The 21,947-nt window shown below is 67.3% G+C and carries 23 protein-coding genes; all 23 read right to left on the reverse strand.

Going from position 1 to position 21,947, the window contains the following annotated elements:
* Positions 1 to 157: 157 nt before the first annotated feature.
* Positions 158 to 2,680 (reverse strand): fibronectin type III domain-containing protein, encoded by a 2,523-nt coding sequence (locus tag HZS54_RS12880; RefSeq protein WP_179917603.1) that lies wholly within the window; start codon positions 2,678 to 2,680, stop codon positions 158 to 160.
* A 197-nt stretch (positions 2,681 to 2,877) separates the two neighbouring features.
* Positions 2,878 to 3,528, reverse strand: coding sequence for a hypothetical protein (locus HZS54_RS12885; RefSeq protein ID WP_179917604.1), 651 nt, complete (start codon positions 3,526 to 3,528; stop codon positions 2,878 to 2,880).
* The gene (locus HZS54_RS12890) at positions 3,525 to 4,679 is read right to left on the reverse strand and encodes a hypothetical protein (protein WP_179917605.1); all 1,155 of its coding nucleotides are present in this window, start codon (positions 4,677 to 4,679) and stop codon (positions 3,525 to 3,527) included. Before HZS54_RS12890 ends, HZS54_RS12885 begins: the two co-directional genes overlap by 4 nt.
* Positions 4,680 to 4,689: 10 nt before the next feature.
* Positions 4,690 to 6,060 (reverse strand): glycine-rich protein, encoded by a 1,371-nt coding sequence (locus HZS54_RS12895; RefSeq protein WP_179917606.1) that lies wholly within the window; start codon positions 6,058 to 6,060, stop codon positions 4,690 to 4,692.
* Positions 6,061 to 6,543, reverse strand: coding sequence for a hypothetical protein (locus HZS54_RS12900; RefSeq protein WP_179917607.1), 483 nt, complete (start codon positions 6,541 to 6,543; stop codon positions 6,061 to 6,063).
* A complete protein-coding gene (locus tag HZS54_RS12905; protein WP_179917608.1) occupies positions 6,544 to 8,931 on the reverse strand; it encodes a phage tail family protein in 2,388 nt (795 codons plus the stop codon).
* A gap of 6 nt (positions 8,932 to 8,937) precedes the next feature.
* The gene (locus HZS54_RS12910; protein ID WP_179917609.1) at positions 8,938 to 9,105 is read right to left on the reverse strand and encodes a hypothetical protein; all 168 of its coding nucleotides are present in this window, start codon (positions 9,103 to 9,105) and stop codon (positions 8,938 to 8,940) included.
* Positions 9,106 to 9,185: 80 nt separating this feature from the next.
* The gene (locus HZS54_RS12915) at positions 9,186 to 9,530 is read right to left on the reverse strand and encodes a hypothetical protein (RefSeq protein ID WP_179917610.1); all 345 of its coding nucleotides are present in this window, start codon (positions 9,528 to 9,530) and stop codon (positions 9,186 to 9,188) included.
* An 8-nt stretch (positions 9,531 to 9,538) separates the two neighbouring features.
* Positions 9,539 to 10,813: a hypothetical protein gene (locus tag HZS54_RS12920; RefSeq protein WP_179917611.1), complete on the reverse strand. Its 1,275-nt coding sequence runs from the start codon at positions 10,811 to 10,813 to the stop codon at positions 9,539 to 9,541.
* A 21-nt stretch (positions 10,814 to 10,834) separates the two neighbouring features.
* On the reverse strand, positions 10,835 to 11,365 hold the full coding sequence (locus HZS54_RS12925; protein WP_179917556.1) for a hypothetical protein: 531 nt from the start codon (positions 11,363 to 11,365) through the stop codon (positions 10,835 to 10,837).
* Positions 11,366 to 11,370: 5 nt separating this feature from the next.
* Positions 11,371 to 11,760, reverse strand: coding sequence for a hypothetical protein (locus HZS54_RS12930; RefSeq protein WP_179917557.1), 390 nt, complete (start codon positions 11,758 to 11,760; stop codon positions 11,371 to 11,373).
* Position 11,761: 1 nt separating this feature from the next.
* Positions 11,762 to 12,208: a hypothetical protein gene (locus tag HZS54_RS12935; RefSeq protein WP_179917558.1), complete on the reverse strand. Its 447-nt coding sequence runs from the start codon at positions 12,206 to 12,208 to the stop codon at positions 11,762 to 11,764.
* The gene (locus tag HZS54_RS12940; protein ID WP_179917559.1) at positions 12,208 to 12,582 is read right to left on the reverse strand and encodes a hypothetical protein; all 375 of its coding nucleotides are present in this window, start codon (positions 12,580 to 12,582) and stop codon (positions 12,208 to 12,210) included. Before HZS54_RS12940 ends, HZS54_RS12935 begins: the two co-directional genes overlap by 1 nt.
* Positions 12,579 to 12,869: a hypothetical protein gene (locus tag HZS54_RS12945; protein WP_179917560.1), complete on the reverse strand. Its 291-nt coding sequence runs from the start codon at positions 12,867 to 12,869 to the stop codon at positions 12,579 to 12,581. The genes HZS54_RS12940 and HZS54_RS12945 overlap by 4 nt, the downstream gene beginning before the upstream one ends.
* 3 nt (positions 12,870 to 12,872) lie before the next feature.
* Positions 12,873 to 13,253: a hypothetical protein gene (locus HZS54_RS12950; RefSeq protein ID WP_179917561.1), complete on the reverse strand. Its 381-nt coding sequence runs from the start codon at positions 13,251 to 13,253 to the stop codon at positions 12,873 to 12,875.
* Between the two features lie 5 nt (positions 13,254 to 13,258).
* Positions 13,259 to 14,410: a bacteriocin gene (locus tag HZS54_RS12955; protein ID WP_179917562.1), complete on the reverse strand. Its 1,152-nt coding sequence runs from the start codon at positions 14,408 to 14,410 to the stop codon at positions 13,259 to 13,261.
* Positions 14,411 to 14,414: 4 nt separating this feature from the next.
* On the reverse strand, positions 14,415 to 14,897 hold the full coding sequence (locus HZS54_RS12960) for a hypothetical protein (protein WP_179917563.1): 483 nt from the start codon (positions 14,895 to 14,897) through the stop codon (positions 14,415 to 14,417).
* A 3-nt stretch (positions 14,898 to 14,900) separates the two neighbouring features.
* Positions 14,901 to 16,427: a DUF7282 domain-containing protein gene (locus HZS54_RS12965; protein ID WP_179917564.1), complete on the reverse strand. Its 1,527-nt coding sequence runs from the start codon at positions 16,425 to 16,427 to the stop codon at positions 14,901 to 14,903.
* A 110-nt stretch (positions 16,428 to 16,537) separates the two neighbouring features.
* Entirely contained in the window at positions 16,538 to 17,410 is an 873-nt protein-coding gene (locus tag HZS54_RS12970) for a minor capsid protein (RefSeq protein WP_179917565.1), read from the reverse strand.
* Between the two features lie 109 nt (positions 17,411 to 17,519).
* Positions 17,520 to 19,088, reverse strand: coding sequence for an anti-CBASS protein Acb1 family protein (locus tag HZS54_RS12975; protein ID WP_179917566.1), 1,569 nt, complete (start codon positions 19,086 to 19,088; stop codon positions 17,520 to 17,522).
* Positions 19,089 to 19,097: 9 nt separating this feature from the next.
* Positions 19,098 to 20,621: a hypothetical protein gene (locus tag HZS54_RS12980; protein WP_179917567.1), complete on the reverse strand. Its 1,524-nt coding sequence runs from the start codon at positions 20,619 to 20,621 to the stop codon at positions 19,098 to 19,100.
* The gene (locus HZS54_RS12985) at positions 20,618 to 21,184 is read right to left on the reverse strand and encodes a hypothetical protein (RefSeq protein ID WP_179917568.1); all 567 of its coding nucleotides are present in this window, start codon (positions 21,182 to 21,184) and stop codon (positions 20,618 to 20,620) included. The genes HZS54_RS12980 and HZS54_RS12985 overlap by 4 nt, the downstream gene beginning before the upstream one ends.
* Entirely contained in the window at positions 21,181 to 21,939 is a 759-nt protein-coding gene (locus HZS54_RS12990; protein WP_179917569.1) for a hypothetical protein, read from the reverse strand. Before HZS54_RS12990 ends, HZS54_RS12985 begins: the two co-directional genes overlap by 4 nt.
* Positions 21,940 to 21,947 lie beyond the last annotated feature (8 nt).

Genomic DNA, 21,947 nt, shown 5'->3' on the forward strand with positions numbered 1-21,947 from the left:
CCCCGTGGGGGAAAGCGGGGCACACACGGATAGCGTTTGAGAGACGCGATGGATTCGCAAGAATCCGGACGACGCTAACGCCCGTCGTCTGACGGGCATCTGGTGTGTCAGTATGGGCGACCTTATGGGTTACTATCACGCCCCGACGCCCCTCACATCACTCCCCATCTCGCTCGCTTGCCCGCTGCTGGCGCCGCGTCTCGACCACCCGCGCCACGAGATCGTCGTCCTCGGTGAACTGCAGGGACATCTCGGCCGTGTCGACGCCCTCGGTGAACCCGGTCCGCGTGAGCGTGAACGGCCCGCCGTCCCACTTGTCCACCTGGTAGGGATAGCCCGGTAGCACCACGTCCGCCACTGCTTGGATGTCGCCACCGACCTCGTCGTTCGCGACGGCACTCAGAACGGCACTCCGTGCCTTCCGCCGGGCGCCGGCCGCGGTCGACACGTCGGCAAACACCGGCGGCCGCGGGATGACCGCACCGACGCGGTCGACCTCGTCGGTGTCGCGGGTGGTGAACGTCCGGTCCCGACCGTCCTCGTCGGTCCACTTGACAGAGACCTCGTTGCCGTAGTCGCGCACGTCGCGACTCGGCTCGGGGACGTCCAGGAGCCGCACGTCGAGCGACCGTGCCACGGCGGGATCGCCCCGCACGAAGCTCTCGATCTCGACGCCGTCGGCGACGGGGTCGGTCACGAACACCAGCCCGGACTCGTCGTGGAGCGACCGCAGGTTCTCGAAGTCCGAATCCTCCAGCGTAACTCCCTCGGCGCCGACGACCGGCAGGTCGGTGGTCGTCACGAACAGGTCGAGGTCGGTGATTTCCTGCCCCTCCGCCCGCTGGGTCAGCCACGAACTCGACCCGCTCGCCGACAGCGTCACGCGAGCCTGCAGCACGTCGCCGACGTACCCCTCGGCGTCGAAGTCAGCCGACAGTGTCGCCTGGTTGCTCGCCGTCACCCAGTCGGCGCCGGCGTTGGGCGACAGTGCGAGGGCCTGGCCGTTGCTCGTGTCGCTCCACGCCGACGCGATGCGCCCCCCGACGACCGCCCACGGTCGCGGGAAGCCATCGAGGACGAGCTGCTGGTCACGCGGGACGTTCTCCGGGCCGGCGACCTCCCCCGAGATGTCGGTCGGCTGGTCCCAGATGGTCGGCGGATAGGCCGTGTCGTAGATGTTGATCGCGTCGACGAGGATGTCGTAGTCGGTATCGCCGCCGCTGGCGAGTTCGAATTCGTAGGTCTGGCCCGCTTCGAGGTCATCACCACCGTAGTCGGCCGACCCCCAATCGGGCGCCGGGAGGACAATCCCCAGGTCGTCGCCGTTGAACGTGACCGACAGGTCGGTGGACCCGCTCCCAGTCACGGCGCCGCGGACCTTGATCCCGACGCGATCCGCGGGGATATCGTACGGGGGCGTGACCGTCGCCGTGACGTTGTCGTTGGGCGTCACCCGAGCACCCTCGAAGTCGATGTAGTAGTCCAGCGTGCCGTCGGTATCGCCGGTCGTGACCTGCGTGTAGAGACCGTCGAAGTCGTCCCAGTTGACGGCCGTGAACGATGTGGGCAGCGCCTTGAGCTGGCCGAACGCAGCCGCGACCGGCTCGTCGGCCGCCGGCGAGTAGAGGTCGGCGCCGTCGAAGGTGGGGTTCGTCACCTCGGTATCGTCACTCTTGACCGTCGTCGGCGGTGCGTGGACGGTCGCATCGATGGTCGTCCCCGACTCGTTGGCGCAGTAGTCGTCGATGGCGTCGTGGTAGGCGATGTTGCTGTACGTGACGGGCTGGCCCGGCCCCGAGCGCGTCAACTGCAGCCCGGGCCCGCGGAGCTTGATCGTCGCCTCGCCGGTGGCCGGGGTGTCGGGCTTGACTGCCTCGATCTCCCCGCGGAGCAGCAGCGTGTCGCCGGCGCCGACGACGATCTCGGCGAAGACGTCGTCGGTCGAGACTTCCCGCGCGGGCACGACCGGGTTGCCGCCGTGCATCGCCGTGTGTTCGTGGGTCGTCGCGGCCTCGATGACGCGCTGGGTGTCGCGCCGTGTGCCGTCGAGACGTTCCCACCCCAGCCAGAGGCCGTCGTCCTGTGCCCACGCCGTCCACGCCGTGTCGGTCCCGCTGTCGGCGTAGACGTGGGGCGTTTCGAGGCGGACCTTGAACGTATACTCCGTCGAGTAGGCCAGCCCCGCGATATCGGCGCTGGTCGTGTCGGTGGGATAGGGACTGGATGAGGCCTCGGTCCACGTCGATCCGCCGTCCGTCGAGTAGTAGGCCCGCCACTGCTCGTCGGGGTTGTCCGACGGGTCGGTCCACGACAGCGGGATCGTCGTCGACTCCGAGAGCCGCGGCTGGGTGGTCGCGGCTAGGCCCGTCGGCGCCGGCAGGAGCGTAATCGGCGAGAGGGCGAGCCACTCGCCCTCGACGTGCTCGGTTTCCGTGCGGAGTCTGACATCGTACTGCTCGCCGTCGAACAGGTTCGCGATGACGTACGACAGTGTGTTTTGGCCGACCGTCGTCGCGTCGACGGCGCCCCACGACTGCCCCTCGCCGGTCTCGCGGACCTGCAGGCGATACTGCCCGTAGTTGATCGTGTCGTCCCACTCGGCGGTGAGCTGGTCCTCGACGCTGGCATCGAACTGGAGGTTCGACGCGTCGGGAAGCTGGGTGGTGAACTGGACTGACATGGATCTGGAAAACGCGGACTGCCGGCTCAGAGGTGGTCAGGAAACGGATGCACGAGGGTTCAGGGCTTGTGCATCCGATGGTCGCGGAAGGTGCCTGCGAATGCAGGCACGTGATGGATCGGTGAGGTGGGCCTTAAACGTTCGGGGTAGGTTCGTTACAGTCCCGGCGAGCGTGAAACGGGCGCTCAGTAGGACCCTTACCCATCGAGCTTGTCGACGTACCCGATCTCGACCTCGTAAACGTACATCACGCGATCTACCTCAGTGTCGTTCGTCAGCACGTTGATTTTCCCACGGAAGAAGTTGCTCGACAGGTCCGGCTGCACCGACGTTACCTCCTGAGCGAACGCGTCCTGGAACCGGTGGAGGATCCGCCCGTCGGTTGTGTCCCAGAGCAGCTCGCTTTCGAGCGTGTGCAGGTCGTCAGTCCACGCTCGCGTCCCGGCGAGCGTCGTTGACCCATTGCGCTCGATGGTGATCGTGTTCCGTTGCTCTGATAGGTTCGTGACGTAGACGCGGTGGAGGATGTTGTTATCCCCATTCGGGCCGCGCCACCCGCAGATGTCCGACGACGCCCGGGGGTTCGAGACTGCCCCGCCGTGGCGCACGACCGAGCGCATGTACATCCCATCGAACGGGCCGGGATCGAGGTCGTTCGTCTCCAGTTTCGCCTCGTCGCCCGTCGACTGTGTTCCCGAGCTCAGGACAGCCCGCCCGCCGTTCTCCGACTCGGCCGTGATGGACCCGCCACCTCTGGACCCGTCGATGAGCCAGTCGGGAAGGCTCCCGGTGAGGAAGTTCGTCCGAGACGACTTGACGAGTCGGTAGTTGTCGAAGAGCACCGTCATCCGATATCGACCCCCAGTTCAGCCCGCGCAACGCCAATTTCGTTGTCGACCCCATCGGTCGGCGTCGCGAAGTAGACCAGATACAGATACTCTCCGTCGGAGACGAAGTCCTGCGCGACGACCGTGTCGCCGCTGTCGGTCCACGCCGGCGCCGTGTAGACCGTCTCGCCCCCCTGCAAGAGCGCGGCGTCGGCACTCTCGTAGGGGAGCGCCCGGGCTTCGGCGGCCTGGAAATCCGCGTAGTGGATCGTGAGGTGGCCGCCGACGAGCGAGAGCGCGGGCGAACCGCCTTGCGGGATTGTCGGGTCGTAGCCAGCCCACTGCGTGTTGTCCCAGGCTGGCTGACTCTGCGATTTGACGAACGTCTCGCCGTCGATGGAGTGACACAGCCCGATGCCTTTGATGTTGTTCGCCTTGTCCCGGCCCTGATACACGCCGATGAAGCGTTTTCCGCGGCGAACCACCGACATGTAACTGCGCTCGTGGCCGTCCCAGTTGGCGTCTTCCGGCGCATCCAGCGCGGCCCCCTGGATGGTAAAAGAGGTGCCATTGCCCGTCGAGGCGGCCGTCGCGAGCTTGGTGTACTGCTTGCCCGCCCCGCCCGTCGTGAAGTCCGGGTCGACGTGGTAGTAGAGGTTGAGCCGCCCCCGCTCAGGGTCGAACACGACCGATGGGGAGGCCGTCTGCGAGCCCTCACTGTCGGACAGGACTTTGCCGTGATAGCTCCACGGCCCCCACGGACTCGGTGCCGTCGAGAGCGCGATATAGTTGCGGTCGTGGGTCGACCAGTAGCAATACCAGTCGTCGTATGAGTTGTCGAGCACCGACGCGGCGTGGATCACAGTCGGCCAGGCAGCTTCTCCGTCGCCTGGGCCAGAGCCGTCGATGATCGGACCGCCCTTGTCCTCCCACGAGATGTCCTGCCAGCTGAAGTCGCTCTTGTAGGACTGGTAGCGGGGTTGGTGAGGCTGGGCGTCGACACCAGATATCGCGCCGATGTTGGCCTGTGCGACGCCGAGCCCGCTCGGCCCCAGCGTTGCTGTCTCGCCCGTGGCTGCGTGCTCGACGACCACGTCGCCGTCGCTGGTCGCGCCGATCTCGCCGATGACTGTACCGGTGCTATCCGTGATCTGGTAGTTGGGTTCATCCATGATGGATCTCCTATGGGGCGTCGTCAGGGCGGACTGTGCCGCCGTTAACTAACGGTTTTTCGAAGGGCATCGTCTCGGGGTCCAGCGGCTTCGTGAACGTCCACGTCTCGCCGGGCTGGACGTCGAAGACGGCGTCGGCCGTCTGGGTGTGCTCCGTGACCGCGAGCACGCGGGCGTCGTGGGCCTCGCCGTTGCGCAGGCCCGACAGCGTGTAGCTCTCGGTCGACCGGGACAGCCCCGTCGCGGCGTCTTGCCAGGTCGACGTGTCCGTGGGTCGGTACTGGACGGTCACGGTCCCGTTGTCGTGGGTGTTCGTCCACGAGAGGTCCACGCTGTCGGCCGTGACGTTCGAGACAGCCAGGTCCCCCGGCGCCGGCAGCGCCGTCGTCGCCGCGACCTCGGCGGAGTCGTTGCCCTGCTCGCCGCCCTGCGTGGCACAGACGCGGTAGTAGTAGCGCTCGCCGTCCGGGAGGCCCGCGTCGACGAAACTGGTCACGCCGGCGCCGACCGTCGCGAAGGGCGACCCCGAGGTGTCAACGCCCGGCGACGTGCTCCGGTAGAGCTCGAAGCTGTCCTCGGTGCTGAAGGGATCGTCCCACGTGACGGTGATGGCGTCGGCGGCCGAGGTGGTGGCGTCGACGCCCGGGACCGGACCGAGGACGTACTCGATCTCGACGCGGCCGTCGCCCGCCCGGACACCCGTCGATCCCGAGACGTTCGTCCCGCTGCTGGCGACCCAGCCCGAGCCGCCACCGCCGGGGCCGCCGGATTCGTCGTCGCTGGCCGCGCCGACACCCCCTCCGCCACCACCGTAGTAGCCGCCACCGCCGCCACCGCCGGCGGACCCATTGGTGTCGGTCGATGCGCCGGCACCACCCTGCCCGAGCGAGCCATCTTCGCCGTCGACGGCGCTGGCGGTCCCGCCGGCACCGCCCGACGAGAGCGTCCCGCCCTCGCCGCCGATCGTCCCGGCCCCCTCTTCACCCTCCTGCCCGTTCTGATTCGCGCCGCCGCCGTGTCCGGGGTCCCGGGTGGTGTACGACCCCCAACCACCAGCACCGCCGGCGACGATGAGCCGGTCGGAGAGTGTCTCCCCACCGCGGCGGACATCGGTGGCCCCACCACCGTCGTTGCCCGTCGATTGGGTCCCGCTCCCGCCGGCGCCACCGCCGTTGAATCCGCCGGGACCGTTGTCCGTGCCGCCCTCACCGCCCACGTACGGATAGAGTGTGCTGATACCCGTCACGTCGAACGTCGCCTCGGCACGGCCGCCCTCGGCGGAGGCGGTGCTCGCCCCCCACACGCGGATCGTCACCTGCGCGACGTTGTCCGGGACGGTCCAGGTGTGGCTCCCGACCGTGTCGAACGTCTCCGTCGGCATCTACAGCACCTCCCCGAGTGCGTCTTCCACAGCTGACCGGTCGGCGTAGTCATCCTCGTCGGCAAGGACGAACAGGTCAAGCTGCAGGCGCGGGCTGAACGTCTGGTTCGCCGCCTGTCCACCGACGACGACCGCCCACACGCCGCGGAACGACTTGGCCGCCACGTCGACCGACGGCGCCAGCCGGACGACCTGCGAGTCGACCGGTGCCGCCGCGGGGAGGCGTTCGCGATACCACGGCACGCCGTCGTCGTCCCGCCCTCGGGCGCCCGTATGGGCGAACTCCAGCAACTGCCGCGCCGTCTCGAAGCGCTGACGGGCCGCTGGCTCGCCGTCGACGGGGCTGGAGAACAGCAGCGTCGCTGTCTCCTGGCGGCCGGGCACGGCCTCGACGATGTCGCCGGTCGTGCCGTTGACGACGACGTCGGTGTCGCTCCCGGCATCGGCTTCACGCAGCGAGAGCATCCACGTTGGGTCCGCCATTTAGACCCCCTCCCGGTTGGCGCGGTCGCCCTTGCGCGCGTCGCTGCGGTCGATCCGCTCGTCCATCTTCGCGACGATCTCGCCGTCCTCGACGGTGATCTCGGCGACCTTCTCGACGACGCGCTCGCGGAGCACATCCCGGTTGGTCGTCCGCGTCGGTGCCTGGTAGCTGCTCAGCGAGGTGGTCGGTGCCTCGACCGTTCCGAAGGTCTGCTGGTCGACGCCGGGCAGGCGGTTGGCCGCCTTGATCGCCCGGTTGAGATACGAGATCATCGCGTTGACGCCCTCGGTGAGGTTCGAGACGGCGGCGTTGATCGTGTCGCCGACGAGCGTCACGATGCCGCCGAACGTGCTCGCGAAGGCGTTGTAGACGCGGTTGAGTTGCTGCTGGGTCGTGACGAGTACCGCCGCCATGACGCGGGCGAGTGAGTTCTGAGCGAAGGTCTGCAGGCCGGTGAACAGCGTTTCCCAGGCCGCGGAGAGCGCCTTCTGTCCCTTCTCGGAGGCCCACGTCGCGACGGCGGAGGTGATCTCCGAGAGCGAGCCGTCCGTGCCGGTCAGCCCGGCAGCGATGCCAGTCACCGCCGAACTGAGGACACCCAGCGCGATCGTGAACGCCGTTTCGAGGTCAGATCTCGCGTCCTCGCTCGTCAGGTACGACGTAATGCTGTTGATCAGCCCTCCGGTGACGGTGCCCTGGTCGCCAGTAAGTCCGCCGATGATGTCCTGCGCGCCGGTCCGGAAGTAGCCCCAGATGGTCTCGTTGATCTCTCGCATCGCCGTCTGCGTCTCGGAGCTTTTGAAAAACGAGGTGATGCCGCCGAGTAGCCCGTCGACGAGCCGCTGTGCAGTGCCGTGGATGTCCTGCAGATCGACGAGTCCACCGGTCACGTTCGAGATGATGCCCTGTAGCGAGCCGCCGAAGCGCTTGCTTGCATCGCCGGAGACGGCGTCGACGAGCGCATCGACGGCCGTCTCGCCGAGGCTCCGCAGTGCCCCACGGATGTCCGCCATCGGAATCGACTGCGCGGCATCGAGGAGTGCTCGGAAGCCTCGTCGCATCAGGTCCCCACCGGACCCGCGGAACCAGCGCTGGAGGCTGCGGATGCCCTGCTGGAGCGTCGGGACGAGCGAGTCCAGCAGCGCATCGACATCGATGTCTTCGAGAGCGCCGACCAGGCCGCCCAGTCCATCCTCGGCCAGCGACGTGACGACATCGACGACATCGCCGGCGTCGCTGATGCCGTTGAGCGTGCTGAGGAACGACTCGAACAGGCCGACCCCCGACTCGATAGCCGGGAGTACGACGTTCAGGATCCGCATCCCGAAGGCCGTGATCTCCGGGAGCGCATCGAAGACGGCGTCGGCGATCGCCAGCAACTGCGGCGCGACCGCTCTGGTGACGCGCATCATCCCCTCGAACGCGCCGCGGGCGTTGTCGCCGACGAAGGAGACGAAGTCGACGAAGACCGGCAGTGCCTCGCGGGCCAAGTCGGACAGGACGCCGGCGACCTCCGGGAGCGTCCGCATCGCCGCCTGCCCCAGCGACCGGAGGGTGCTCCCGAACTCGTCCATCCCGCCGACTGCAGACAAGACGTTCTGCGTGAGCGTCGGGAGTGCGTTGATACCGTCCTCGATGAGCGGCGCGAACTGGGAGCCCCACTCGGCGACGACACCACTGAGTTCGTCTTTGATGGTGCCCAGGCGTGCCTGGAGCGCCGACATCGGCCCCTCGACATCGTCGAGGCGCTGCTCCTCTTCTTTCAGCTGGCGCAGTCGTGTGCGCTGGGCATCCGTCAGCGACCCGGTCTCCTCGCGGAGCGTTTCGAGTTCCTCGATCTGGTCGCGGACGGCCAGCAGCTGCTCTTGGTACTGGCCAGTCAGCTGCTCCCCATAGGCGAGCGCGCCGGATCCGACGACCAGTCCGAACGCGCCGGCGAGCGCACCACCGGCGGTCGCCAGCCCGCCGACCGTCGCGAGCAGCGGGACGAGCGCGGTCGAGAGCGTCCCGGCGGCGACCGTCAGGGCTCCGAACGCCAGCGACGCGGTCGTTATCGACGTTGTCAGGACGCCGAATGACCCCGAGAGCCCGCCAGTCGACAGCGACAGTGCGGAGAACATCCCCGACGTCGTGCCTGCCTGCCGACCAGCCCTACCGATATCGTCGCCAGCCTCGTCAGCCTCGTGGGCCAGCGCCAGCAGCGCAGCCGTCAGTTGATGTGACTCGCCACGGACATCTTCCAGCCCACCTTCGGCGGTTTCGAGATCGGCACGGGTGCTTGTCGCCTCGCGACCGAGCCCGCCCAGCGACCGCTTCACCGACTCGATCCCCTTGGTCACGTCGGCAGTGCGGCTGCTGATCGAGACTGCTAAATTGTCGAACGACATGAATAATTACTGAAACTGTTGTTCCCACTCCGAACGCGACTGTTCGGCGTCGTACTGCGAGCGTGACAACGAGTTCTCGTGCTGGTGCTGCTGACGGCTCTGGTATTCGAGGTACATCTCGGCCTGTTCGCCGAGGGCGATCATCTGCTCGTCACGGACGGTCAGGTCGCCCATCAGCGGCGGCCAGGTCCGTCGATAGCCACGCTCTTCCAGGCGCTTCTCGTGGAGCGCCTGCTCGGCGAGGTCAGGAAGGTCTACGTCGCGTTTCCCGGCAGGTCGATCTCGTCCATCGCGGCCTGGATGTCTTCAACGCCGCTCCAGGCCTGCTGCATCGCGAACCACAGCACCGACCGCTTTCGCATCGGCATCTCATCTGGGTCCACGTCCGGCTCGTCGAGATACTCGCGAATCGCGTTCCGGATCGCCTCGTCTTCCGCGTCGGGGCCCTCCTGGGCCTGGGATTCGAGCGCGTCCAGCTCGTCGCGCGTGATGTCCTCGACCTCGATGGGGAGCTCGTCCCCGTCGACGTGGAGCGTCGCCTCGATAGTGTCCTTGCTCTGCAGCCACTCGGCCGTATCGTCAGTCGTGTGTTCTGTCATGAGTTACCTCAGGAGTGAGTTGCTTCGACCGCCGGGTCGCCGTGCCCTTCCAGGGTGATGCCGTAGATGAGGTTTGAGTCCCCACCGGAGTGTTCGACATCGTCGTCGTCAGTCAGCTGGGCGTTGTTGACGGTGACATCGCCATCCGGGTAGCCGTAGACGACGTCGCCCTCCTTCCCGGTGAAGTAGTTGTAGTTCTGCTTCGCGCTCTCGTACGGCCCAGCGAGGTCTGCGTCGACGGAGACTGTCCGTGAACCGCAGTCGATGGACTGACGGCGAGTCCCCTGGCGCGCTTCCCGGGAGATGTCGACCTCGATGGAGAGGTCGAGCGCGTGAACGCGGTCGGCAGCAGCCGACTCGGCGAGCGCGCCACCGTCCCAGGACGAGGACGTCCCGAGGAACAGGTAGTTCGATACGTCCGTCCCGATCGCGCTGGCCCGCGACCCGGCGCCGAGGATCGGGACGCCACGGACGGCGTCGACGCCGTCGGTCTCGGTCCCGACGAGCGGGTCTTCGAGCAGCGAATTACCGTTGCCGTCCTTGACGTCGATGTCGCCGACGTGCGATCCGTCAACCCAGATGGCGTCTATATCGCTGAACGACTCGCCCGTATCACCGGTGACTGACGTCGTCCCGTCGAGGGTGAACGTGTCGCTCGTCGTGCCACCCTCAGATTCGATGGTGACCGTCTGGGTGGTGTCCTCGGCGCTCGTCGAGACGACCTCGGGAGTCACGCCGTCGGCGGGCTGGTGGATGATGATCTGTGTGACCTTCTCCGCCGCGTAGCCTGCCTCGGCGACGATCGGGCTTGACGCCGACGGGTCGCCCGGTGCAGCACCGGAGCTGGGCCTGCACCCCGAACCGTAGACGTACTCACGGAAGCCCGCACCTTTCGCGCCACCCGAGTCGACTTCGCGGCGGAACAGGACTTCGTGCGTGGGTTCGCTGGTCTGGTAGTCGTACGTGAGGAGTTCCCCGATCGGGTCGTTCGCGTTGCCATCGCCATCGATGAAGAAGCGCTGGAGCCACCACTGCACGGTGAGGTCGTGCTCCTCGGCGCCGCGGAAGTGATCTGTCGTATCTCCACTCCCGGCGGCCTGTTGCCCCTCAACACCGGCGTCGCCGGACCAGCCGGGGTAGCTGGCGATGTAGTCACCGTAGCGGTTCCACTCGGGATCCTCCGGTACGCGCGGGATGCCGTCGCTGTCGAACGTGGACGGGATCCACTCCGCGCGAACGTTCTGGAGTGCCGACTCAGTTGGTGCAGGTTGGTTCGTACTCATAAGTCTGGTACTGCTTGATGGTCACGGCACGTACAGGGCGCCGTAGTTCAGTTGTCGCTGTGCGATGCGGACCGGTGGGTCTTCATTAAGATCGTCCGGGGCGTCTGGACCGCGCTGACCCCCGACGCGCGTAAATCCCGTCCCCGGCGCCGACCAGTGCTCACGGCAGATGTCGAGCGCATGCCCAGCAATCTCGTCGACGATCGTCCCGGCATCAACCGCCGCGTAGTCGTCGCTCCCACGATAGTTATCCTCGTCGTGGTCTTCGGCGCGCGCGGTCGCCAACAGCACCCCCTGGGGTGACTGGCCCGGTCCGCGTTCGGTCATGAAATCAAACGTCGACTCACCACCACTCGTCTCGTTCGAGAAGGAGACAACCAGGCTCGGGAAGACGGCGCCGACGTTGTCGATGGAGTCCGCGGCCGGCATGTGTGCTTGGTGGTCCGGCGAGGCTTCCAGGTCGTACCCGCGGACCATGCTGGGGTCCCATTTGGCGACCAGGAGATCGATCATCTCCTGCTCGGGTTGCGTGGGTGGGCTGCGCGTGGGCATCGGGGTCAGACCTCCCGACACTCCAGACGAATCAGGCCGTTTCGTTCATCGACTGGCGTTTCGACGACGTACGTCGTTGCGGTCTCATCCTCAATGCGGACTGCGGCCTCACCGTCCTCACCAAAGCCCGTCCACTGGTCATGGGCATCGTCGCGGACGCGGTAGACGCGATCAACATCTGCGGTGGTGCCGCCTGTGTCGCGGTCCGCGTCCGGCTGAGGGCTATCGGCGCGTGCCGGGATCCCCGACTTGGTTGGTGCCTCGGGATACGTGACGCTGTACCCGTCGCCCGGGGAATAGGAGGCGTCGCTGGGTTCGTAGATGTCAATCGTCGTGTTATGCAGGGTGCCCGAGTGGACGCGGCGGAGCGCGCTCTCGACGACATCACGGGGCATGTCAGGCGCTCACCTCCAGGTCCGCACTCGCTTCCGGGTTGACCTCGTCCGCCGTCGGGAGTTGGTCGACGTCGTCGCCGGGCACGGCCTGGACCGAGGCCCGGAGCGTCCCGGTCTCGATGAGCCCCTTCGCTGTGATGATGCGCTTGATGCGCCGTTCGAGCCCGTACGCGATCGTCTGGACGAGTTCCTCGGCGGACCCAATCGCGTCGAGCGTCGTGTTCGTGTCGGCGGCGATCGCCGCCTGGAGGTTGCTCCTGTACGCATGGATCGCGGGCCGGACGAACGGCTTCGGGTCCATCTTGCTGGTGCCAAATTCGAGGTAGACGGCATACTCGACCGCCGTGCCGACAACCCAGGGACCGCCGCCAGTCCACCGCTCTTCAAGCCGTTCCAGCTCCTCGATCGTCTCTTCGATCCCTTCGACCATCAGGGAGAGCTCAGCCATCAGCGGAGCCCCTTGGAATCCGGCACGCCGATCGACGCGCTCGGTTTGTCGGCACCGGCCAGCTTGCCAGTCGGGTCGAGCGTGACCGCGAGCTGTCCATGCGTCGTCCCCGAGAGTCCCTCGCCGGTCTCGCCTTCGAACGACACCTGGCCGTCCCCCTCACGCGCCGAGGAGATCTGCCGCTCCGGCGCCGATGCGATCAGGTGCGCCGCCAGTTGCGTGACGACGTCGTCACGGACGCCGTCGTCGATTCCCTCACCCTTGATGAGTGGATCGTACAGCCGACCGGCAGGGCCGATCAGCGTGTTGATCTGCGAGTCGCTGAGGTCGGACCCGCCGAGGGCGTCCCGGACATCGTCTGGCGCGACCGTCATCGGCCGATCATGCGGCGCTGCCGCTCTTTGACCTCCTTGATTCGCCGGAGTTCCGCCATCGTCTCGTCATCGACGGCGACCGCAGCGCCGGCCGCCGGCGGCGGACCACCAGAGCCCCCGATGTCCGGCGGTCCTTGGTGGTCCGCGACGGCAGCCGGGAGGGCGACGGCTTGTGGTTCGATCTGGATCGCTGGCCCCGGCGGTGAGGGTTGTGGGCCACTCCAGAACGGCGGGTCGGTGACGGGCATGTCCCACCACCAGGGCAGCCAGTACTCGGCGTCGTCCATCAGTTACTCCTCCAGCTCGTCGAGGCGGTCGTCGATGACTTCGAGCGCGGTCGTCCGATCGTCGCTCTCGACTTCGAGCTCGCGGATCCGTTGGAGCTTGGCGACGGAATCGACCTCGGCGACGCGCTCCTCGATCTCGTCGACGGTCAGCTCCTCCGGGTGGGGATCGACCTCCACATCACCGGCGGTATCGTCGGTCGCCGACCCGTCGTCAGCGTCGGCCTCGTTGCTGGCCGACTCGGCGCCGTCGTCGATCGACTCGAACGACCCGGGGATCCGCTCGTAGACGCTGACAGGGATCTCGGCCTCGTCGCCGCGGGTCAGGTGGTCGCCGTCGACCCAGACGTCACCGTCGGTGACGCGGACCCGTGTGGTCTCGGGCATGGGTCTCAGGCGTTGATCCCGGTCATCCGGGTGATGCCCGAGATACCGTCGGGCTGGGTCTTGATGAACGGCGTCCGGGAGCTGATGAGGCGGTTGTTCAGCGCGGCGCCGCCGTCGCTCTCCCAGCTGGTGTTCGTGACGCCCTGGGCGTTGACGATCTCGAAGTACCGCGGGTCGTCCAGCATCATGATGACGCTGTCGGCGTCCAGCCGCGGTGCCGGGACGATGTTGAGGTAGTCGTACTTCTGCTCGACGCGGTCGCGGACGGTCTGGTCGGCCTGCTCGGTCTCGTAGTCCTGGCGGGTGAACTCGCCCCACATCGCCCGCGGGACCATTAGCCACGCGCCGACCTCGCTGACCAGCGGGACGTCGTCCTGGTCGACGACGTCGGTCTGGTCCTCGATGGAGTCGTGGAGCGTGTCGATGTCTTCGAGCATCCCGGCGGCATCGCCGATCCACCCCGTCGAGTTGCTGGCCTGGATGATCTCCGGGATGTTCGAGTTCAGGCCGCGGACCTTGAGCAGCCCGCGCTCGGTCTGGACGTCCGGGCCCCAGCCGCCCCAGAGCTTGTTGTGCTCCAGCCGGTTCAGCGCCTGCCGCGCTTCCGTCCCGATGGAGTCGTCGAAGTCCTCACCGAACGCCTGGGCGTTCTGGAACTCCCGGGCGTCGATCTGGTAGGTGACGATGTCCATCGGCAGCGGGACGCCGTCGAGGGCGTGGCCCGGCATCTCCTGCTCGCTACGGGTCCGGAGGTTCATCGACGTCGTGCCCTCCAGCCGGGTCCCGGACATCGGCGTGAAGTAGGCGTACCGGGAGAGGTCACTCGATGCGACGAACCCGGCGCCGATCAGCTGGTCGACGACGGTCGACTGGACGAACTGGTCGTTGAGGACCATGTCCGCGTACTGCGCCCACGAATCGACCTCCAGCGTCGAGTCCGCCGTCAGTTCGGCGGTGGGGTTCGAGCTCTTGACGCCGGTCGCCTTGTCGAGCTGGTCCCATTGGTCCGGCGAGAACGGCGACTCGGCGCGGAGCTGCTGGAGTGCCTGCTTGCGCACCTTGGGGACCGGGTTGAACAGCGCCTTCTGCGCGGTCAGCGACAGATCGTTTTCGACACTCTTCGACCACTTGGTCTCGGTGGAAATATCAGCACTCATTGGTCTAGTAGAACTCCACGACGAGGAGGTTGTCCTCGTCGCTGCGAGTGATCTCTTCGACGACACGGCCGACGAACTCCGTCGGCGAGTTCGTCCCGTCGACGGTCCCGCCCTCGTCGGTGATCTTCCCGTCCTGATCCCAGGCCGCTTCGGCGTCGGTGGGGTCGGCCGAGGCGTTGGAACTCTTGCGAAGACGGGCGCGGTCGAAGCGCCGGAAGCCGACGGTTTCGAGGTCGTTGCCCGCGTCGTAGCCGTCGTCGAGCGGCGACTCGCCAGTCTGGCCGAGCGAGCGCGACGGGTTGCGCTGCTCGCGAGCGACGCGCTTGGTCTTCGAGTCGGCGCCGACCTGCCGGACCTGGACGTTGCCGTCGGAGTCGCGATACCACTCGACGCCAGTTCCCGGGAGGGTAGCGCCGTCCGCCGTCCCGTCGACGTAGCTCTCGTTGCCGTTGACCTGTGCGATGACGGACTGGTTCTGTGCGATCATGAGTTAGTCCTCCTGGACCCCCGTGCCGTAGTCGTCGGCGCTGGCGTCGTCGGAGCCGGCGCTGGCCGTCAGCGTCGGGGCCGCGCCGGCTGACCCCGGGAGCTGAGCCGCGAGTTCGCCGCGGACCCGCTTGTGCTCGCGCTCGACGAGCCGGTGCGCCGAGGCCAGCAGGTCCTCGCGGTCGTCCTCGTCATAGTCGTCGCTCTCGGCGATGATCTCGTCGACCTTGTCCCGCTTCGACTGACGGTCCTGTGCCGCGGCGACCGCCTCTTCGAGGCCGTCCTCAGTGACGAAGCCTTGGTCGCGCAGCGCTTCGCCGAGCTCGTCGACGGTCATGTCGCCGAGCGTCTTGCTGTCCCCCTCGTCGCTGCTAGAGGAGTCCTGTTCGTTGCTGCCGTTCTCGTCGGAGTCGGAGTTGGATCCCATATCAGAATCTGTGTCAGCATCCGTACCGGATTCCGCCGGCTCGTCTCCAGTCGATGCGTCAGCCGTGACCTCGTCGCCGGCCTCGTCGCTATCCATCACGCCGTCAGGCGCGACGGCGACGAACCCCGAGTCGAGATAGTACCCACCCTCGCTGCGGGGGATCGGGTCCGAGGGTTCGCCGTCGGCGTGGTATCGGAGCAGCGCGAACAGCGTCTGGTCCTCGGCGAGCGCCTCGTTGAGGGCGATCTCGAACTCGGTCTCGTAGTCGCCGGCGTCGTAGGGTTGACTCGCCCCGAGCGCCGGACCGAGCCCTTCGCCGACGTCGGGGAACTCGTCCCCGGCGCCGTGGAGCGTGACCAGCCACGGCGCGTCGTCGAAACTGGCGTCGTCGACGACGATCGTCTCCCCACCCGTCGTCTGGTCGGGGAGGTAGGCGCCGCCGCGACGGTCGTTCGAGTCGAGCAGCCCGAAGTGCTCGGCGAGGCGCTTGACGAGCCCGCGCTCGTCGTCGACATCGTCGCCGGCGTCGGCCGCCGTCAGCTCGGCGCCGATGTCGGTCCCCTGGGTGAACGATGCGAGCGCCTCGTTGGGCCCCCACTCGGCCGTGTTGTTGGGCGAGTCGCCCTTCGAGACGACGGAGAGGTCGCGAAACCGAATGTTCGTCGCCTTGTACGCGCCGGTCTCGATATCCTGCTCGCCGAGGGCGAACTGCGGGTGGACCGACACCTCGTAGCTGCCGGCCTGGACGCCCTGGGCGACCTCCTCGTCGTGCGCGGTCGCCTCGTAGCCCACGGCCTGCTGGTCGTCGAGCCAGCCCGCCTTGGAGACCTTGCCGACGGTCTCGTCGGTCGGCGGCGGGTAGACCGGGCGGCCGTCCTCGTCGGTCGGGTGGTCGGCGGTCAGCGGTTCGCCGGCCTGCGTCTCCGCTGCCTGCTGGAGTTCGTCGGCGGCGAACAGCACCGGCGTTCCATCGTCCATGTGGAGGATGTCGCCGGCGGCCACCGCCACGCCCGAGAAGCGATACGGCGGTCCGTCGTCACTTGCGCCTGCGGTGAGCCGAGCCGTCCGGGCCGACACCCGCAGGTCGTGGTCGTCGTTGGTCATGTCATGAATGTGTGTTCGTCGGCCCGGGGTCCTCGCCCCTCACCGCTCGCGCGGTGGGTGTCGTGTGGGGGTCATCGGCCCCGGGAGAGCGTTAGCGGCACTTCACCTGACTACCCGATGACCGGCAACCACGCGCATCTGCACTGCGGATGGACCGGGATGATCCCCCGCGCCTCGGCGACCGAGTAGACGTTGCCGTCGAGGCCTTCGCAGATGGGGCAGACGCGGTCGTCGTCGGCGGTCTGCAGCTCCGCCTCGCCGACGACCGTGTCGACGCCCGCCTGGGAGTAGCGGTTGAGCGTCGCGCTGGCGTGCGACCGGATGATCTCCGTCCGGGCGAGCGTCGTCGCCCGCGTCTTCCCGATCTTCTCGATGCGGTCGGAGATCGACCGGGCGATGTCGGTCGGGTTCTCGCCCTGGTCAAGCCCATCGGCGAGCTCCCGGGCAACCGCCTGGTTCAACTCCGAGGTGAGCCCGTCCCACTCGTTGACGACCCGCGTGTAGAGGGTCTGCAGCTGGTCGCGGTGGACCGGGAGCTGCATCGAGGCCGCGACCGACATCTCGGGTGCGGTGGCGTCGGCATCGGTGAGCGCGCCGTCGGCGTGTTGCAGCCCGCGCTCGTAGGCCGCCCGGATGTAGGAGATCTCCTCCGCGGTGAAGACCTCGATGCGGGCCTTCCGCAACTGCTCCGTGAGCCACTCGCGGACGGTCGTGATCACCTCGGCGCGACGCTCCGCGGAGACGTCCGGCAACGGATCCGGCTTGCGGGCGGCCTGCAGCTGGCCGTCGCGAAGGCCGAGTGCATCGCGCTCGACGATCCCACGGCGGAGTTCGGCGTTGATGCGAGCGAGGATACCTCGGAGTCGCTGGGCGAACTCCTGCCGCAGCGTCAGCGTCTGCGTCGGGTCACCGCTGCCAGAGTGCGCCGCGTGGAGGTGGTGGCGGCCGTGCTCATGGCCGTGATTCTCGGTTGTCGCAGACATTACTCGTAGGACCTCCCACACCGTGAACACTGCCGTGACGTGTCACCCATCCACTGACAGGCCCCTGTGCTGGCGTCCGATTCCCCCAAACACACGCCACAAAGGGGCATCACTCATCGCCTCCGGGAGTCTCTTGCCCGCCGTCGGCGACGGCTGGCGGCGCTTCGGGGCCGTCCATCTGGGCCCGCTCCTGTTCAAGGTCCATCTCCTCGACGGCGGGGGCGTCGGGAACCTCCGGGAACTCGCCAGTCTCGAGGAACTCGATCCACTCCTCGGTCCCGTAGCCGGCGAGGCGACTGCCGGCGTCCTTCGCGACGGTCGCCCGGTTGGCCTGGATCTCCGACTCGTCCATCGCGCTCGTCTCGTGGAGCGGATCCCACTCAGCGCTGAAGCCGTCGCCCTGCGGCTCGGTGACCGAGCCGTGCTCGTACGCCGCCTTGATGACGGGCCGGACGATCGTCGGCGTGACGAACTGGACGCGGCGCTCGCCGATGCGGCCGTACCAGTCCTTGAGGTCCTGCGTGGTCGCGCGCTCGCCCGTCTCGTTGCCCTTCAGGACGCTTTGGGGCGGCATATAGGGCTGGCTGGCGATCGCCTCGATGTTCGGGTCGATTACGCTGCCGGGGTCGATCTCCTCCCCGCCGAGACTCTGGACCTCGTCGGCACCGTGGGTTCGGAGGACGTTTTCCAGACCAGCCTCCCAGCGATGGAGCGCCTCCCGGAGTTCGTCGCCGCCGTCCTCCAGGTCGTAGTCCTTGTCGATGTTGACGTTGATGCCCCAGGCACTCGCCCGGTAGGCGAGCTGCCCGGCGCTGCCGAGCACGCGCTCGATGTCGATGAGGTTGTTGTAGACGGGCTGCTGGCGCGGGACACCCCGGACCTCGTCGTCGAGCAGCATGTCCGAGTGGATGTGGACGACCCGCGAGTGGTGGACGGTCATCGTGTCCGGGCCGGCTTGGGTGACCGTGCCGTCCTCGTCGTCGTCCTCGTCGTCGAGGTCGATGTCGTACGTGAGCGGCTGGCCCCACCGACCTGACCCCGGGCCACCGAGCGTCACGTCGTCGATGGAGGCCTCGGAGAACGGTCGGAGCCCGGTCAGCTGCGTCGCGCCGTTGACCGGCTGCGCGAACGCGTCCGTGTTGACATCTTCGCCGTCCTCGTCGGAGACGTCGCGCTGACGGACGTCGTCGAACTCCAACACGAGGATGCCGAACTCGCCGATGCCGGCGAGCTTGTCGGAGCGCTTGCAGTAGTGCCACAGGTCGAGGCGGTCCTCCAGGTCGGCGACGTCGTCCTCGAACTCGGTCGTCTCGTCCGCGCCGGTGTCGGCGTCGTCGACGATCGTCGGCGAGTCGCGCCAGCTCGTCGACGCCGGCAGGAACGTGACGGCGAACGCGTAGGGGTTCCGTAGCGCGAGCGCGTAGAACTGCTCGACGCCGGGGTTCTTGTCCCACTCGAAGACATCGTAGTAGTCGAAGTCGTCATCGTCACCGTGAATGTTCTCGCCGAGGAGGGCGGCGAGCGACTGCCGCATCGTGAGGTCGACCTGCTCGGCAGCCGTGAGTTCGAGGACCTCGTCGCCGGCGCCGGACGTAGCCTCCCCGGTCGCCTGCTTGACATCGCCGACATCGTCACTCACGAACTGTCCGGTCTCGGGATCTCGCGGCTGGTCAGTCATGTATGAAAATCACCACGTCCCCGACCCGCTCGGGCCGGTCTCTTCCTCGGGCTGCAGCCCCTCGGCGGCGGATATCGCCATGATCGCCGCGTCGAGGTGGTCCGGCGAGTGACCGAGGCGGTCCTTGACGTCGTCCTTCGGGTCGGCGACGTAGACCTGCTCGTCGCGGCTCTTGATGTACGTCTCCGAGAGCGTGATCTCCCGGGCGGCGATCTTCAGCTCCTTCCGGAGCCGGGTGTCCGTGAACTCGCCACCGCGTTCGAGCCACTTGCCGAGCTCGACGAGCCCCTCCGTCCAGCGGTCCTTGTACTCGTCCGACTGGACAGCGGTCTCGCCGGCCTTGAAGCGGTCGACGTTCGGGAAGCGCCGGGCCGTGTCGTCGAGCTTGCCCGACCCCTCGCCGACGGCGTCGCCGGAGATCTGCGCTTCCGGCTCGGCGTCGAGGTTGTTCCAGATCTCGTTGAACTGAACTGTGTGGTCGGTGCCGGGCTCGGAGTACTCGATCGTCAGGGCGCCGTCGCGTTCGTCGATTTGCACTGTGCGGTCGCCCGACCGGGCGACGTCGAGCCCCGTCCCGCAGCGAGGACCCGAAGCGTCGAACTCGTTGGTGTCCTCGACGTAGCCGGCGGTGACGAGGTCGGCCTGGATCGGCCGGTTCTTTGTGGCGCCGGCGGGCGGCATGATCCCGGCGAAGCGCCGGTACCAGAGCGTGTTCAGGTCCTTCCGGAAGTCCGCGTTCCCGGGGAGCGACATCGCCCGCGCCTCGTCGTAGCCCGGCCAGGACTCTCCGTTGTGGGCTTCCCACTTTTTCTTGAGCTTGTGGAGGCCGGTCAGGCCGGGGATCCGGTCGCCGTCGCGACGGCCGAGTTCGACGTGGACGTTGTGGGAGTCGAACGTCGAGAACTGCAGCTTCTCGGGTTCGAGGCCGATCTCGCCCATGTTCGCGACCGCGTTCGTCTCGTCCTCCGGCGGGTTCGAGATGATGACCATCCGGTCGTTTCGGTCGGAGATGAGCGAGTCCATCGAGTCGAGCGTCTCCAGGTCGACGTCCTTCTTGTCGGCCTCGTCGACTATGACCAGGACATGGTCGTTGTGGACGCCCTCAAGCTCGCCGGGGTCCTCCGGAGAGATCACCTCGAACTGCCACGTCGGCTCATCCGCGATGTCGATGTGGGGGTTCGGCGACCACTTCCACTCGCCGAACAGCGGCGAGTTCTGGTGGAGGCCCTCGGCATCCGCGCAGAAGGTCCGCTTCAGCTTGCCGTACGTCCCCGAGGTGACGACGACCGAGCTCGGGTAGTGGCGCTTGTGGAACGACAGTGCGAGGCCGACGATCCCGAACGTCTTCCCGAAGCCGTTGCCGCCCTCCAGGTGCGTGTACTGGTTGGTCGCGACGTGTTCGTGGATTGTCCGCTGCTCGGGCGAGAGCGTGATATCGAACCAGTCCTCGGCGGCCTGCCAGTATCGCTCGGGCCCCGTGTAGTTCTCCGGCAGGCGCTGCTCGACGCCGTCCGGGAGGTTCTGGGTGCTCATTCGTCGACCCCCAGCCACTCGCGGGCTCGTTGGATGTAGTGGCTGTTCGCCCCGTTCTCCTCCCGGTACGCCAGGGCCCGCCGGCAAATCTCCGGCCACTCCTCTTGCGGGGGCCCCGGCTCCCCGAGGTAGGAGATGTAGTTCCGCTCGATGAGCTCGGGCGGCATCCGGGCGACGGCGAAGATCGAGCAGTACTCCTCGGATGTCGGCGGGACATCGTCGCCCTTCGTGTCCCGGATGTGGATCGCGAGGTGTGCGAGCTCGTGGTAGACGGTCATCATCCAGGACCGCTCCTCGGCCGGCAGGTAGACCAAGCGGTTCGACATACCCGCCCTGCCGTTGACGTCGTCCGGTTCGAAGTCGGGGTCAAGCCGGACGACCGTGACAACCTCGTGGGCGAGCTCGGGGAAGTCCTCCATCGCCCGGGCGACGCGATTGCGGACATCTTCCCGGACGCCTTCCGACGCGGCGTCGTCGAAGGTCTCGAGGACGCGGTAGGCGCCGAAGCCGACGACCTCCTGGCCGTCGCACTCATGCTCGATCCGGACCCTCTCGACGCTCATGAGTCACCGCCTTGTGCGGATGCCTTCCACGTGTCTTTCAACTCGCCGAGGGCGTCGGCCTTCTGCGACTCGGGATCCTCCAAGAGCCCGAGGTCCTTGAGCCACTGCCGACGGTCGGTCGAGAGTCGCTTCTGGGCCTGCTGAACGACCGACTCCCGATAGCGCTCCTCGTCGATGATGCGAGACGACCCGTCGGGGTGCGAGACCGACTTCTTGCGCGTCTCCTTATCGACCAGCGGGTGGCCGCTGTCGAGGTCCTCGGGCTTCTCGCTTGACCAGCGGTCGAGGCCGATATCCTTGGCGTGGGTCACCGAGATGCGGAAGAGTTCGCTCTCGATCCCGAGCACTGGGTCGCCGTGGAGATCTCGGTAGCGCTCCAGGTAGTCCTCGAAGACATCGTCGACGAACCCCCGAAGGTCGTCGTTGAGGACGTTCTGGTAATAGCTGTTGCACTCTGCATACGCGCCGTGCGTGACGGCGTTCGTGTTTTCCTCGGGGGCGCCGGCGTCTTCGCGCTCGCCGCCCGAGCCGGCGTCACCGCCGTGATTGCTGCAGCGACCCTCGCCGACGTGGTCGGTTCCTTTTCCCGGCCACGACCCGCAGTAGCCGGCGAACAGCGGAGTCCCGTCGTCGTCGCGAACGATCTCCCCATCCCGGCTCTGTTTCCGTCGGCCCATGCACCGCTCTTCAGTCGGATCCTGCTGTGGGACCTCGTCGAGCGGCTGCCCAATGAGGTCATCTTCGTCGACGTCCATGGGATTGA

The sequence above is a fragment of the Halosimplex pelagicum genome, from assembly GCF_013415905.1.
In the GTDB taxonomy this organism is placed as follows: Archaea; Halobacteriota; Halobacteria; order Halobacteriales; family Haloarculaceae; genus Halosimplex; species Halosimplex pelagicum.